The organism is Pseudomonas sp. 91RF (genome assembly GCF_003576265.1).
GTDB classification, from domain to species: domain Bacteria; phylum Pseudomonadota; class Gammaproteobacteria; order Pseudomonadales; family Pseudomonadaceae; genus Aquipseudomonas; species Aquipseudomonas kribbensis.
Genome location: NZ_QWFC01000022.1, coordinates 89,807 through 104,703 on the forward strand (window position 1 = coordinate 89,807; position 14,897 = coordinate 104,703).

12 protein-coding genes and 1 tRNA gene are annotated in these 14,897 nt (G+C 59.8%); 7 read left to right on the forward strand and 6 right to left on the reverse strand.

What is annotated here, in order from left to right; translation table 11 throughout:
* Positions 1-56: 56 nt before the first annotated feature.
* Positions 57-2,072 carry an excinuclease ABC subunit UvrB gene (uvrB, locus tag DXT77_RS09610; protein ID WP_085711986.1) on the reverse strand — a complete coding sequence of 672 codons (2,016 nt, stop codon included), beginning with the start codon at positions 2,070-2,072 and terminating at the stop codon, positions 57-59.
* Positions 2,073-2,408: 336 nt separating this feature from the next.
* On the opposite strand from uvrB, the gene DXT77_RS09615 reads away from it, so the two are divergent.
* The 3 genes from DXT77_RS09615 (at position 2,409) to DXT77_RS09625 (ending at position 4,064) form a co-directional block, all read left to right on the forward strand.
* Positions 2,409-3,605: an amino acid aminotransferase gene (locus DXT77_RS09615; protein ID WP_119427462.1), complete on the forward strand. Its 1,197-nt coding sequence runs from the start codon at positions 2,409-2,411 to the stop codon at positions 3,603-3,605.
* A 111-nt stretch (positions 3,606-3,716) separates the two neighbouring features.
* On the forward strand, positions 3,717-3,917 hold the full coding sequence (locus tag DXT77_RS09620; RefSeq protein WP_119427463.1) for a hypothetical protein: 201 nt from the start codon (positions 3,717-3,719) through the stop codon (positions 3,915-3,917).
* A 71-nt stretch (positions 3,918-3,988) separates the two neighbouring features.
* Positions 3,989-4,064, forward strand: a tRNA-Asn gene (locus DXT77_RS09625).
* Between the two features lie 123 nt (positions 4,065-4,187).
* Here the strand turns inward: DXT77_RS09625 and DXT77_RS09630 are convergent.
* Positions 4,188-5,708 (reverse strand): nucleobase:cation symporter-2 family protein, encoded by a 1,521-nt coding sequence (locus DXT77_RS09630; RefSeq protein ID WP_085700168.1) that lies wholly within the window; start codon positions 5,706-5,708, stop codon positions 4,188-4,190.
* A 255-nt stretch (positions 5,709-5,963) separates the two neighbouring features.
* Here DXT77_RS09630 and DXT77_RS09635 point away from each other — a divergent pair, with 255 nt between their 5' ends.
* Both DXT77_RS09635 and DXT77_RS09640 read left to right on the forward strand, forming a co-directional pair.
* Entirely contained in the window at positions 5,964-6,248 is a 285-nt protein-coding gene (locus DXT77_RS09635; RefSeq protein ID WP_119427464.1) for a BrnT family toxin, read from the forward strand.
* Between the two features lie 3 nt (positions 6,249-6,251).
* On the forward strand, positions 6,252-6,581 hold the full coding sequence (locus DXT77_RS09640) for a BrnA antitoxin family protein (protein ID WP_119427465.1): 330 nt from the start codon (positions 6,252-6,254) through the stop codon (positions 6,579-6,581).
* Between the two features lie 3 nt (positions 6,582-6,584).
* Here DXT77_RS09640 and DXT77_RS09645 read toward each other — a convergent pair whose 3' ends face one another.
* A complete protein-coding gene (locus DXT77_RS09645) occupies positions 6,585-7,412 on the reverse strand; it encodes an arylamine N-acetyltransferase (protein ID WP_119427466.1) in 828 nt (275 codons plus the stop codon).
* A gap of 182 nt (positions 7,413-7,594) precedes the next feature.
* Here DXT77_RS09645 and DXT77_RS09650 point away from each other — a divergent pair, with 182 nt between their 5' ends.
* Complete coding sequence (locus DXT77_RS09650) at positions 7,595-8,182, forward strand: GNAT family N-acetyltransferase (RefSeq protein WP_119427467.1); 588 nt, start codon at positions 7,595-7,597, stop codon at positions 8,180-8,182.
* A 6-nt stretch (positions 8,183-8,188) separates the two neighbouring features.
* On the opposite strand, the gene DXT77_RS09655 is transcribed toward DXT77_RS09650, so the two are convergent.
* Positions 8,189-9,631: a mechanosensitive ion channel family protein gene (locus DXT77_RS09655; RefSeq protein WP_119427468.1), complete on the reverse strand. Its 1,443-nt coding sequence runs from the start codon at positions 9,629-9,631 to the stop codon at positions 8,189-8,191.
* 147 nt (positions 9,632-9,778) lie between these two features.
* Positions 9,779-10,645 (reverse strand): pirin family protein, encoded by an 867-nt coding sequence (locus DXT77_RS09660; protein ID WP_119427501.1) that lies wholly within the window; start codon positions 10,643-10,645, stop codon positions 9,779-9,781.
* Between the two features lie 220 nt (positions 10,646-10,865).
* On the opposite strand from DXT77_RS09660, the gene dkgB reads away from it, so the two are divergent.
* Positions 10,866-11,669 carry a 2,5-didehydrogluconate reductase DkgB gene (dkgB, locus tag DXT77_RS09665; RefSeq protein WP_119427469.1) on the forward strand — a complete coding sequence of 268 codons (804 nt, stop codon included), beginning with the start codon at positions 10,866-10,868 and terminating at the stop codon, positions 11,667-11,669.
* 4 nt (positions 11,670-11,673) lie between these two features.
* Here dkgB and DXT77_RS09670 read toward each other — a convergent pair whose 3' ends face one another.
* Complete coding sequence (locus DXT77_RS09670; protein ID WP_119427470.1) at positions 11,674-14,895, reverse strand: ATP-binding protein; 3,222 nt, start codon at positions 14,893-14,895, stop codon at positions 11,674-11,676.
* Between the last annotated feature and the right edge of the window lie 2 nt (positions 14,896-14,897).

Consider the following 14,897-nt stretch of genomic DNA (forward strand, 5'->3'; position numbering starts at 1 on the left):
CAGATCCAATGTGGGAGCGAGCCTGCTCGCGATAGGGCACTGTCAGGCAATAAAGATCAAACAGCCAAAAGCCGCTCGCGCATTTTGGCAATCTCGTCGCGCATCTGCGCCGCCGCTTCGAATTCCAGGTCGCGGGCCAACTGATACATCTTCTCTTCCAGTTGGCGGATGCGCTTGGTGATCTCGCTTGGCGAGCGCAATTCGGCTTCGTACTTGGCGTTTTCCTCGGCAGCCTTGGCCATGCCTTTGCGCTTCTTGCTACGCGAGCCGGGCACAGTGGCGCCTTCCATGATGTCGGCGACGTCCTTGAACACGCCCTTCGGTGTGATGCCGTTGGCCAGGTTGAAGGCGATCTGCTTGTCGCGACGACGCTCGGTTTCGCCGATGGCGCGCTCCATCGAACCGGTGATGCGATCTGCATAGAGAATCGCCCGGCCATTGAGGTTACGAGCCGCACGACCAATGGTCTGGATCAATGAGCGTTCGGAACGCAGAAAGCCTTCCTTGTCCGCATCGAGAATCGCCACCAGTGACACTTCCGGCATGTCCAGACCTTCACGCAGCAGGTTGATCCCTACCAAAACATCGAAGGTGCCGAGGCGCAGGTCGCGGATGATTTCCACCCGTTCGACGGTGTCGATGTCCGAGTGCAGATACCGCACACGGACGCCGTGATCGGCCAGGTAATCGGTCAGGTCCTCAGCCATGCGCTTGGTCAACGTAGTGACCAGCACCCGCTCTTCCAGCGCCACACGCTTGGTGATTTCCGAGAGCAGATCGTCAACCTGGGTCAGCGCCGGGCGCACTTCCACCTGCGGGTCGACCAGACCGGTCGGGCGTACGACTTGCTCGATCACTCGTCCGGCGTGTTCGGCTTCGTAGTTGCCGGGCGTGGCCGAGACGAAAATCGTCTGCGGGCTCACCCCTTCCCACTCGTCGAAGCGCATTGGCCGGTTGTCCAGCGCCGATGGCAGGCGGAAGCCGTATTCCACCAGCGTCTCTTTACGGGAACGGTCGCCCTTATACATCGCGCCGACTTGCGGCACGCTGACGTGGGACTCGTCGATCACCAGCAATGCATCCGCCGGCAGGTAATCGTAGAGCGTTGGCGGCGCCGCGCCGGCCGGGCGTCCGGACAGGTAGCGCGAGTAGTTTTCGATGCCGTTGCAGTAGCCGAGTTCGAGGATCATCTCCAGGTCGAACCGAGTGCGTTGCTCCAGACGCTGGGCTTCGACCAGTTTGTTGTTGTTGCGCAGGTATTCCAGGCGCTCTTGCAACTCGACCTTGATCCCCTCGATGGCGTCGAGCAGGGTTTCCCGGGGCGTCACGTAGTGGCTTTTCGGGTAGAAAGTGAAGCGCGGCAGCTTGCGGATGACCTCGCCGGTCAGCGGGTCGAACGCGGAAATGCTTTCCACCTCGTCATCGAACAACTCGATACGGATCGCTTCGAGGTCGGATTCGGCCGGATAGATGTCGATCACATCGCCGCGCACCCGGAACGTCGCCCGGGCGAAATCCATGTCATTGCGGGTGTATTGCAGGTCGGCCAGACGCCGCACCAGCGCACGCTGATCGAGCTTGTCGCCGCGATCGACGTGCAACACCATTTTCAAATAGGTTTCCGGGCTGCCCAGACCGTAGATGCACGACACCGTGGTGACAATGATCGCATCCTTGCGCTCCAGCAATGCCTTCGTCGCCGACAGGCGCATCTGCTCGATGTGGTCGTTGATCGACGCATCCTTCTCGATGAAGGTGTCGGACGACGGCACATAGGCTTCGGGCTGGTAGTAGTCGTAGTAGGAGACGAAATACTCGACCGCGTTGTTCGGGAAGAACGACTTGAACTCGCCGTACAACTGCGCGGCCAGGGTCTTGTTCGGCGCCAGCACCAGGGTCGGACGCTGCACCTGGGCAATCACGTTGGCGATGCTGAAGGTCTTGCCCGAACCGGTCACACCGAGCAGGGTCTGGTGCGCCAGCCCGGCTTCAATGCCCTCGACCATCTGGCGAATGGCTTCAGGCTGGTCGCCGGCAGGGTCGAATCGGGTGACGAGCTGGAATTCAGACATAAACACCTCTGGAATCGCGACGCCGGCGGCAAACCGCAGCACCACGAGAAAGACCGCAAACGACCGATGTCGCGCAAGGAAAAACGAAGATTGTGCTGAATGTGGAGCCGATTGCCTCGCCTTTCAAGGCAAACTTCCTACATCCGGTAAAGTCTCCGACAAGTCCATTCGACTAACGGTCGAGAAATAATCGGAAAAACTTACCTGAAAACCCGAATCGCCTGTCGCCATTGGTCGATGATGGCCTCTATACTAGCTCCCCGTTTGTGCACCGCTCTAGTGCATTCGGCTGGAGCGCCACACGTCCCTCCACTCTCCATTAGAGCTGCCGTAAAAATGAGCCTGTTCTCCGCTGTCGAAATGGCACCCCGCGATCCAATCCTGGGCCTCAACGAAGCATTCAACGCCGATACCCGGACCAATAAGGTCAACCTCGGGGTGGGTGTGTACTGCAACGAAGAGGGGCGAATTCCACTCCTGCGCGCCGTTATCGAAGCCGAAACCATTCGCGCGGCTCAGCACGCCTCCCGTGGCTACCTGCCGATCGACGGCATCGCTGCCTACGACCAGGCCGTGCAAAAGCTGCTGTTCGGCAATGATTCGCCACTGCTGGCCGCTGGCCGCGTGGTCACCACTCAAGCCGTCGGCGGGACCGGCGCACTGAAAATCGGTGCCGACTTCCTCAAGCAACTGCTGCCGAATGCCGTTGTGGCGATCAGCGACCCGAGCTGGGAAAACCACCGCGCGCTGTTCGAAACCGCCGGTTTCCCGGTGCAGAACTACCGTTACTACGACGCCGCCACCCACGACGTGAACCGTACCGGCCTGCTCGAAGACCTCAACGCCCTGCCGAACGGCTCGATCATCGTGCTGCACGCTTGCTGCCACAACCCGACCGGCGTCGACCTGAGCCCGGCGGACTGGAACAACGTGCTGGAAGCGGTCAAGGCCAAAGGTCACGTGCCGTTCCTCGACTTGGCTTACCAGGGTTTCGGTGACGGCATCGCCGAAGACGCCGCTGCCGTGCGTCTGTTCGCCGAGTCCGGCCTGACCTTCTTCGTGTCGAGCTCGTTCTCCAAGTCGTTCTCGCTGTACGGCGAGCGCGTCGGCGCGCTGTCGATCGTCAGCGAGTCGAAAGAAGAAAGCGCCCGCGTTCTGTCGCAGGTCAAGCGCGTGATCCGCACCAACTACTCCAACCCGCCGACTCACGGTGCAAGCGTTGTCGCCGCTGTGTTGAACAGCCCGGAACTGCGCGCCCAGTGGGAAGCCGAACTGGCTGAAATGCGCCTGCGCATTCGCGGCATGCGCGAGCAGATGGTTGCTCTGCTGGCGAAAAAAGCCCCGCAGCGTGACTTCAGCTTCGTCGGCCGTCAGCGCGGCATGTTCTCCTACTCCGGCCTGACCACCGAGCAGGTTCACCGCCTGCGCAACGAGTTCGGCATCTATGCCCTGGACACCGGCCGCATCTGCGTCGCCGCGCTGAACCAGAGCAACATCGAAGTCGTGACGGACGCGATCGTTCAGGTCATCTGATCCGGCGCAGCACTGAAAACGGGAAGCTTTCGGGCTTCCCGTTTTTATTTGTCTGAAGAAAAGCCGTAACACCCTCTAGACTGCACACAGACGATATTTCAGAGAACCGACATGAAAAACGATGACCTGCGCGCCGACCGCGATGAGCTGGACTACTATCCGCCCCGCAGCTCGGGCAAACGCGAAAAGAGCCTGGTACTGCAAGTGGCGGCCGGCGTGTTTCTCGGTGGACTGGCCCTTTGGCTGGTGCAACTGGCGGCCACAGCGTTGTACGCCAAACTGCTGATGGGCAACTTTACATTTGGCGGCTAAATTCCCGTTGCTGAAAAAGTTTTCCGGCAAAGCTTGACTAGTCTTTTTAAATCAGTAACATACGCACCAATTCCGCAATAGCTCAGTTGGTAGAGCAAGTGACTGTTAATCACTGGGTCCCTGGTTCGAGTCCAGGTTGTGGAGCCAAATACAGAGCCCCTGAATCGAAAGATTCAGGGGCTTTTTTGTGGGCATTGAAAAAGTGCGTGCCATAAAAAGGGCCGATCAGTTTCCCGACTGATCGGCCCTTTTCTATTTCAGAAACAGCGGTCAGACGTGCTCGCTGCTCTTGGCATGCACTTTCGGTGCACCATGACCGTGATCCGAATCCGGATCGATCACCGGCACTTCATTGCCGTCGCAGTCATGCAGCTTGCCGTCGCTGAAGTAGTCGCCTTCACGCAGCGCCGCCAGATCCCGATAACGCAGGGTCCGCTCTTCTGCCGCCGCGAACACCGACTGCTGATCCGAGTTACCCGCCGTGAAGTGGTTGAACGCCAGGTTCAGCAGGATCGCCATGATCGCCGACGAACTGATGCCCGAATGGAAAATGGTCGCGAACCAGCTCGGGAAGTGATCGTAGAAGTTCGGCGCGGCAATCGGGATCATGCCGAAACCGATCGAGGTGGCAACGATGATCAGATTGACGTTGTTGCGGTAATCGACCTTGGACAGCGTGCGGATGCCACTCGCTGCCACGGTGCCGAACAGCACGATACCGGCGCCGCCGAGTACCGACGTCGGCACCGCCGCAATCACCCGACCCATGAACGGCAGCAGGCCGAGGATCACCAGGAAGATGCCGCCGGTCGCTACCACATAACGGCTCTTGATTCCGGTCACCGCCACCAACCCGACGTTCTGGGCAAAGGCGCTCTGGGTGAACGAACCGAAGATCGGCGCAAACATGCTCGACAGCATGTCCGCCCGCAGGCCGTTGCCCAGACGCTTGGAATCGACCTTGGTGCCGATGATTTCACCGACCGCCAGTATGTCCGCCGAGGTTTCCACCAGGGTCACCATGACCACGATGCACATCGACAGGATCGCAGCGAAGTGGAAAGTCGGCATGCCGAAATGGAACGGTGTCGGGAAGCCAAACATCGGGCCCTGGGTAACGTTGGAGAAGTCCGCCATGCCGAGAAACACCGCCAGCACCGTGCCGATCACCATCGCCAACAGGATCGACAGACGCGAGATGGTGGAACTGCCGACCTTGCTCAGCAGCAGCACCAGCACCAGCGTGACCGCCGCCAGACCGATGTTCTGCATGCTGCCGAAGTCCGGAGCATGACTGTTGCCACCCATGGCCCAGCGGGCGGCCACCGGCATCAGCGTCAGGCCGATGGTGGTGATCACGATCCCCGTAACCAGCGGCGGGAAGAACTTGGTGATGCGTGAGAATACCGGCGTGATCAGCAAGCCGATCAGGGACGCCGCAATGACCGCGCCGAGCACTGACTGAAAGCCGCCCTCCCCGCCGCTGCTGACAATCGCCACCATCGTGGCGACACCGGAGAACGACACGCCCTGCACCAGCGGCAACTGACATCCGAAAAACGGCAGACCCAGGGTTTGCAGCAACGTGGCCAGCCCCCCCGCAAACAATGAAGCAGCAATCAACAGACCAATGTCCGCCGGCGACAACCCGGCGGCCTGACCGATGATCAGCGGCACCGCGACGATACCGCCATACATGGTCAGAACATGTTGCAGGCCGTAAGCCATATTCGCGCCGACCCCGAGGTTTTCGTCCTCGGGTCGTTGGTGTGAAACATGGGGCGTTTTCATGGTGGGGGGGTTCCCTGGTTTTTGTTATGCGCACACTGTATTCAATAGTCGTGACAAATGTCCATATAGTTGTATACAACTTATCGGTCATATTATGGATAGGTAGCCACCCAACCTTCTATCCCGCCGCTTCCATACCCCACAAATCCGGCAACACATCGTTAACTGACCCCGCGTTTTATCCACCTAGGCTGAAGTGTTCATGGCGACCGACGGTGCGGCCGCGCTCTTTTTTATACATATAAAGTATGCATAATGAAGTTATTCAAAATTCAGTTCGACAAAAGCAAGAATGCTGCCAACAAACTCAAGCACAGAGGGATCAGCCTCGCCGAGGCCGAACCGGTCTTCTACGACGAACGAGCACTGACCATTGAAGACAACGACCATGACGAACAACGCTGGATCACACTCGGCACCGACGCCAAGGGACGTTTGCTGGTCGTTGTTTACAGCTATCGAGAGCCGAATATTGTTCGAATCATTTCCGCGCGCAGCGCAACACCCAGCGAGCGACGCCATTATTTTCCGGAGACTTGATCAATGAAGGATGAGTACGATTTCAGCCAAGGTAAACGCGGCGCCGTCGCCTCCAACAAGGGCAAGACCCGCATCACCATCATGCTCGATGACGCGGTCATCGAGGCTGCGCGCGAGGTCGCTGAAAGCGAGGGGTATGGCTATCAGACGGTAATCAACAACACCCTGCGCCATGCTCTGCTCGACGGCCGTACCACAGCCGATGAACTCGAGCATTCCATCGGTCAATTCAAGAAAGGCATCACCGCCACCGACCTCAAGAGCCTTGAGAAAAAACTGTCGGCGGCCGTAAACGAAATCCGGCGGGTGCTGGAGCCGGATGCAAAACCATAGGTTTCAGTTCGGCTGAATCAAGCGCGCCAGTGCCAGACGCGCACCAGGCTGGTGCGGCAAGCGCAGGCCGAACTCCCGTTCCAGCAATTCGATCAGCTCATCGACATCCGTCACCTCGCGCCGCTCGCTCTCGGCACCGATGCGGTGGATCGCGTAACTGCCGTTGTTCAACGTGCGCCGCCAGTCGTCGCCCGTACGCGCGACCATCAGGCGCTGGGCGAACGGTGAGTCCGGATGGGTCGAGACGTACCAGTTGCCGAGGGTGTAATCGATGTCTTCCTGGCGTTGCAGGTCGAACAGGTACATCGGCCGCCATTCGCCGGCGACTCTGGCCCGCAGCATGTAGCCATCGGCTTGCACTTCGATGCGATACGGCTCGTGCGGCGTGGATTGCTCGGCTTCGGTATCCAGAATCAGCGGTGCGGTCGGCACCATGCCGCCGAAGCCGACATCGGTGATGTAGCGCACGCCGTCAAGGGTCACCAGGCTCAAGCGATGAGTGCGCGCCGTCCAGCTGCCTTCGGGCTGATTCATGACCACTCGGCCGCTGATGCCCCGTGCATCGAACCCCAGCTCCAGCAACAAGGCCAGAAACAGATTGTTGAGTTCGTAGCAGTAACCGCCACGGGCATCCTCAAGAACCTTGCGCTGTATCGACGGCAGATCGATCAGTACAGGTTCGCCGCTGAGCGTCGACAGATTCTCGAAGGGAAAGACGCCGGTATGTCGCAACTGCAACAGACGCAGGGTCTCAAGGGTCGGTGCCGGGGGCGTGTCGAATCCCAATCGTTGCAGATACTGTTTCAGATTCGTCAGGCGTGGCTCGCTCATTGCTCGGTCCTTATGCATGGAGACGCGGATCGTTCCGCTGATGGTCGCCATGTATACGGGATCCGGGCATTGAATCGACAATTGATTTCACCAATCGGCCTTGGCGCCTGAACCGGCGGTTGCAACGACGCTGCTTGATGCGGCGTAATAAGCTCTCGCCCGAACTACCAAGAGCCACGCCCATGCACATCACACTGCAAGGCCAGGGCATCGTCCTGCGCCCGCTGCAATATTCCGATGCCGACGCCCTGGTCCACGCTGCCGCAGACGGCGAGCTGTGGAATCTCACTGTCACCGTGGTGCCGTCGGCGACCACCGTCGACAGCTATCTGAAAAAGGCCCTCGACGGGCGTGAGGCCGGCACGGTCATGCCGTTTGCAATTGTGTTGAAGGAGACCGGCGAGGTGATCGGCTCGACCCGCTTCTGGAAGATAGATCCGCTCAATCGCAAGCTGGAGATCGGCAGCAGCTGGATCTCGGCGCGCTTTCAGAAAACCTTCGTCAACACCGAAGCCAAGTACCTGATGCTGCGCCACGCCTTCGAGGTACTTGATTGCGTGCGCGTGCAGTTCACCACCGACGAAAACAACCAGAAATCACGCCATGCGATCCTGCGTCTGGGCGCGCAGCAGGAAGGCATCGTGCGACACGAACGGATCATGCCCGATGGCCGCAAGCGCAACTCGGTGCGCTTCAGCATCATCGATGACGAATGGCCAGAGGTGCGCTTGAACCTCGAACAGAAACTCGCCGGATACGAACGCCGCTGATCCGCCTCAGGCGCGATGGCGCAGCCACTGCAGGAAGCCTCTTTTCGGCACGGCTACCGGCGTTTCCTGAGTCAGCGCCTGCGCCTTGAGCAGGCGGAAATCCAGCAGCGCCTTCATTGCATCGTTGATGTCATGACGGGCATCCAGGCAAGGCTTGAGATATGACTTCTCGATGCGGTACAGGGCGCAGAACGTCTTGGCGGAAAAGTCGGCCGGCAACGAGGTATCGGAAAGGATCCCGGCCTCGCCGATCACTTCTCCCGGCCCCATGCGTCCCGATTCGAACGGTACGCCGTGACGGTTCAACGTCACCGAAACCACACCGGACTCGATGATGAACAGATGGTCGCTGACTTCCCCGCCCGCCAGAATGATCTCGCCGGCACGGAAGGTTTGCAGGGCCATGTTCTGGCTGAAGGTCTCTTTCTCTTCCTGACGCAGGGTGGAGAAGATCGGCGAGCTGTCGAGCAGCGCCCGAGGCCGCGAGAGATGGGCTGGCGCGGCGGGTTCATCGCTCGACAGCAGATTGACCCCGGACGCTTGCAGATGCCGGAAAGCCAGATCGAACAACTGATTGCGCACCGCACGCTTCTCGCTCATCGACGCCACGAAGCCACTGATTTCATATTCCGCGCCGGCACTGCTCGAACTCTTCAACGCGACGCTTGGCGCCGGGTTATCCAGCAATGGGCGACAGCCCTGCATCGCCCGCTCCAGGGCATCGATCACTGAGTTCGGCCGCGCATGTGGACTGACCTGCACGCTCACGGCAACACCGAACATGTTGCTCGGGCGACTGAAGTTGATGATCTTGGCCTTGGCCGCCAGCGAGTTGGGAATCACCGCCATGCTGCCCTGAGAAGTCTGCAGGCGCGTGGCGCGCCAGTCGATGTCGGTGACCCGCCCTTCCGTGCCGTCGATGGAAATCCAGTCATCGAGTTGATAGGGCTTGGTGGTGTTCAGGACGATCCCGGAAAACACGTCGCTCAGGGTACTCTGCAACGCCAGACCGACGATGATCGCCAGTGCTCCGGACGTGGCCAGCACGCCCTTGACCGGAAGATCCAGCACATAGGCCAGCGCCGCAATGATGGCGATCAGGAAAATCACCGCGCCGAGCAGATCCTGCAACAGTCGACCGGTGTGGCCGACCCGCTGCATCATCACCGCGCCGATCAGCACCGTCAGGGTGCGTGCGCCGAACAGCCACCAGCCGATCTGCAACCCGGTCGCCGCCAGATGCAGCGGCACGTTGTCGGCCCAGGGCGCCGGCTCCATCGGATTGAGGCCTTCGTTGAACAGCAGCACGCTGAACAGGCTGAAAATCAGCACCCGCACCAGCAGCTTCCATTCGCTGCCATGGGAACTGATCAGGCGCCACAGTCCCAGGTCGAGCAGGATCAGGATCAACGCGCAGAACAACGGATGTTCAGTCAGCAGAGACAGCATCAAACAACTCCGACAGAGGTCAATCGCGAGAAGATCGCACAGATTGGGCTTAGTGTAGGAGCAATTGATTTGGCGGGATAAGGGCTATTGAAGGCGCTTCTGAAATAAAGCTGTGGGAGCCAGCAAACTGGCTCCCACAATGTCGATCTACACGGGCATCCGTCCGAACCGGCCAGACTGGAAATCAACGAACGCCTGATGAATTTCCTGCTCGGTATTCATCACGAACGGACCGTGACCGACGATCGGCTCATCGATCGGTTCGCCACTGAGCAGCAACACCATCGCGTCCTCGCTGGCCTCAAGCGTCAGGCGGTCACCCTCACGCTCGAACAACGCCAGTTGCCCTACGCCCGCCGACTCCTCGCCGTTGATCCGGACCGAGCCACGCAGCACCACCAGCGCAGTGTTGCGGCCTTCATGCAGCTCCAGCGTCAGCAATTTGCCGGCATTGAGGCGCAGATCCCAGACATCGATGGGCGTGAAAGTCCGGGAAGGTCCCTTGTGACCGTCGAATTCACCCGCGATCAGACGCAAGTTACCGGCATCGTCCCGGAGTGCGACGTTCGGGATATCGCTGTCGAGAATGGTCTGGTAACCCGGTTCAGCCATTTTGTCTTTGGCCGGCAGGTTGACCCACAGCTGCACCATTTCCAGGTTGCCACCCGTTCTGGCGAAATCTGCGGAGTGAAACTCCTCGTGCAGGATTCCGGAAGCAGCGGTCATCCATTGCACGTCGCCGGGGCCGATCTTGCCGCCACTGCCGGTGGAATCGCGGTGCTCCACTTCGCCGTCATAAACGATGGTCACGGTTTCGAAACCACGATGCGGATGCTGCCCTACGCCACGTCGTTCAGTGGTCGGGGTGAAATGCGCGGGACCTGCGTGATCGAGCAGCAGGAACGGGCTGATGTGCTTGCCCAGGTTGTCGTAGGAAAACAGTGTGCGAACCGGAAACCCATCGCCGACCCAGTGGCCGCGAGGGCTGGTGTAGATACCGATGAGGTTTTTCATGGTGGGCTCCGAATTGAGGTTGATCATGGACTGATCATAAATTCACCACGTATTTAGCACTAGTCAGCCAAAACCGGCCTCATCGTTCTACTGATGGAACGACACCTCATCGCAACGATTCGTGACTTTCAGTCAACAGTACTTTGCCCCAACAGCGGTTTTTCTCAAGGAAACAGCAGCGGATACTTCGTCCATTCCCACTGCAACCCTGGAGTCCTGCATGTCTGTTCCCGCTTTCGGTCTTGGTACGTTTCGCCTGCAAGGTCAGGTGGTCATCGATTCGGTGAGCACCGCCCTCGAGCTGGGCTACCGGGTCATCGACACCGCGCAAATCTACGAGAACGAAGCCGAGGTCGGCCAGGCTATCGCCGCCAGCGGCATCCCTCGCGACGAATTGTTCATCACCAGCAAGATCTGGATCGCCAACTTTGCCGGTGACCGTCTGATCGAAAGCCTCAAGGAGAGCCTGCAAAAGCTGCAGACCGACTACCTCGACCTGACGCTGATCCACTGGCCGTCGCCGGAAGATCAGGTGCCGGTGGAAGAGTTCATGGGTGCACTGCTGGAAGCCAAACGCCTGGGCCTGACCCGACAGATCGGCGTGTCCAACTTCACCATCGACTTGATGAAACAAGCCATCGCAGCAGTTGGTGCGGAAAACATCGCCACCAACCAGATCGAACTGCATCCGTACCTGCAAAACCGCAAGGTCGTGGAGTTTGCACAGAGCCAGGGTATTCAGATCACTTCGTACATGACCCTGGCCTATGGCGAAGTGCTGAAGGATCCATTGATTGTCGACATCGCCCTGCGCCTGCAAGCGACTCCGGCGCAGGTCACTCTGGCGTGGGCGATGCAATCGGGTTACGCGGTGATTCCGTCGTCGACCAAGCGCGCCAACCTGCAAAGTAACCTCTGCGCCACCGCGCTGACGCTGAGCGATGCAGACATGGCGCTGATCGACACACTGGAGCGCGGCCATCGCCTGACCAGCCCCCAAGGCATCGCGCCGCAGTGGGACTGACCGCTCAGGCCTGAAGTTGCTGCGCGAGGTCGTGCATGGCCACGCGCAGCAATTCAATTGCAACTTTCAATGCGGCCTCGGGCTCACCGTCCCGGCAGGCCTGTTCGAGTATCCGGCACGCAGAAACCACGCGCTCGGCACCGATCACATGCGCCCCGCCTGTGATGTGATGTGCCAGACCCTTCAGACCTGCACGATCACCTTCCCGCCCGGATTCCTCCAGACGCTCCAGATCGCTGCGCAGACTGCTCAGCACTTCTTCACGCAACTGCCCGATAAGCGGGTTGTCCGCTCCCGCCAGTTGCAACAGCGAACTCAGATCGAAACCGGGCAATACCTGATTCTCCGCTCCTGCGATCTGCATTTCATCGGGCTCTGCAGCGATCAGCGCCAGGTTCAGCTCCCGCAGCAAAACCGGTTTGAACAGGCAATCATCCATTCCGGCTGCCAGGCATCGTTGTTTCTCTTCCATCTGTGCATTGGCGGTATACCCCAGAACCAGACAAGGCACCCGGCCTGTCGCCGCCTCCTCTTCGCGAATCGCTCGCGCCAGATCGTAGCCGTTGATTCCGGGCAAGTTGACGTCGGTAATCAGCGCATCGAAAGATTGACCGCGCCACAGATCCAGCGCCTGTTCACTACTCCCGGTATCGACAAAGCGATGCCCGAGCTCACTCAACTGCCGACACAGCAGCAGACGATTCACCGGATGGTCGTCCACTACCAGTACGTCCAGCCGCTTTGTCGCCGTCACTGTCGGCGTCGCAACGTCCTCCTGAGCGGGCGACTCCAGCACGGGCAGTTCCAGGCGCAGCATGACTTGTGTGCCTCGTCCGGGTTCGCTGGTCATCCAGAGATCGCCGCCCATCATCCGGCACAGGCTGCGGCTGATCACCAGCCCCAGACCGGAACCGCTGCGGACCGACAACGGCTGACTGCCGACCTGCACAAACGGGCTGAACAAGCGCTGCTGATCTTCGGCGCTGATGCCCCGTCCGCTGTCCTCGATGACAACACCGATTTCCAGCGGCCCGTCCCGCTCGGCAAACACTCGCAATCGCAGGCTCACATCGCCTTCATCGGTAAACTTGATCGCATTGCTCAGAAGATTCGACAACACCTGCTTGAAACGCAGGGCGTCGAGCATCACCTCGACATTGCTGCGCTCATCCAGTTCGACATGCCACGACAACTGCTTCTGAAGCGCCACTCCTTCGAAAATCCGACACACCGACAACACCGACTCACGCAGATTGACGCGTTCGGGAGCCAGCGACAGATGACCGGATTCGATGCGTGCGATATCGAGAATATCCCCGATCAATGCCAGCAGTTGCTGCCCCGCCGCGGACGCCACCTGGATAGCCCCACGGTCGGTCACGCCTTCATCGGCATGCTTGAGCGCCAGTTCGAGCATGCCCAGCAAGGCGTTCATGGGCGTACGGATTTCGTGGCTCATGACAGCCAGAAAGGTGCTCTTGGCCCGGTTGGCTTCATCCGCCGCGTCCTTGGCTTCCTGCAGTTGAAGCAGCCATTGCTGGCGCTGGCGAATCTGCCGGCGCTGAAAGGCGATCCAGCCCAATGCCAGCAGCAACAGCCCGGACGCACCGGTGAATCCAAGCAGGATCTCCCGTCGATGGCGCTGCCAGTAACTGTCATCGGCAACCGCGTCTTGGCCCCAGCGCTCGACCAGATCATCGACCTCCTTTGGGGCAATGCTCAACAGCGCCTTGTTCAGAATCGAATGCAACACCACCGCATCCGGTGCGGTGGCCAATGCAATCCGGGCGGGCTGATCCCCCACCGTACCGACTATCCGGGTACGCCCTCGGTACTGACGGGAAATCAGATAGCGCGCCACCATCAACGAACTCAGCGTGGCATCGGCCTGCCCGCTGACAATGGCTTCCATTCCGGCTGCCGGGCTTGGTACTTCAACCATTCTGAGCTGCGGTACTCGCTCCAGCAGATAATCGCGCAACGGGTGACCGCGATAGATCGCCAGCCGTTTGCCGGCCATGTCGTCCAGGCTTCTCACGCCCGATGGCGAGACCCCGCTGACCAGGACGAACGGATTGTTCAGATAGGCCCGGGAGAAACGCATTTCGAGTTCACGCTCGCTGCTGGGTGTCACCACGGGCAGCAGATCAAGTTCCCCGGCCTTCAATTGTTCGATCTGTCGGTCCAGTGACTGCCCCCGTACGATCTCGAACTTCAGGCCGCTGCGTTGACTGATCAGGCTCAACAACTGCGCCGCAAGCCCCTGCACTTTTCCCTCGGCATCAAAGAACGTCAACGGGGCGAAATCCTCGATCGCACCGACCCGTACGCTCGGATGCCGGTCGAGCCATGCCTGTTCACTGCCGCTGAGACTTACCCGCGCCTGTCCCGTCATGTCCGCACGCCCGGCACTCCAGCGCAACTCGATGGCCAGGCGCTGCTCCATGGGAATGGCCAGCAAGGCCTTGTCGACCAGTCGTTTCAAGCGTGTATTGCTGCGAGTCAGGGCAAAGGCGAACGGGTTGGCGTCGAGGCCCGAAGGGCCGGCCAGCTGCAGGTCGTTGTGGAAGTTGATGTTGATCAGATAGCTGGCACTGATGAAGTCACCGAGGTACAGGTCATCCCGCCCGAATGCAACGGCGCCGAGGGCATCGAGAATCGAGCGATAACGCTGCAAGGTGGCTTGCGGGTAAGCCTTCTGGATGGTCGAAGCCGGCAGGTAGTCATCCACCATGGCGATGCGTTTGCCTGCCAGGTCATCGGGCAACGGCTCGTCGAGCCGGGTCACCCACATCGGCTGATCTTCGGCATAGGCGCGAGACAGCATCAGCTCGGGATCGGCAATCTTATAATTGCTCGAAGTGCCCACCAAATCCAGTTCACCGGCCTTGAGCGCGGCCATGGCGGTTTCGCGATCGGGGTAGCACCAGACCTCGATCCGGATATTCAGTACCTGTGCGATCGCGTCGGCGTACTCGGCCGTGAGGCCTTCCAGTTCATGCCGGTTGCGGGTCAACTCAAACGGAGGATAGTCCGGCCCGGAAGCGCCGATGCGCAATACCGGGTGTGCCCGGAGCCACTGGCGATCCTGCTCGTCAAGGCGTACCTGCACGCCCTCCAGCCGGGTGCGAGAGATGATTTCCAGTTTCTGCGCAGCCCCGGAGGCCTGTACCGCGTTTGCCAAAAGGAGGAGCATCAGAAGAATGCATCGCAGCGGCCTCATCATCG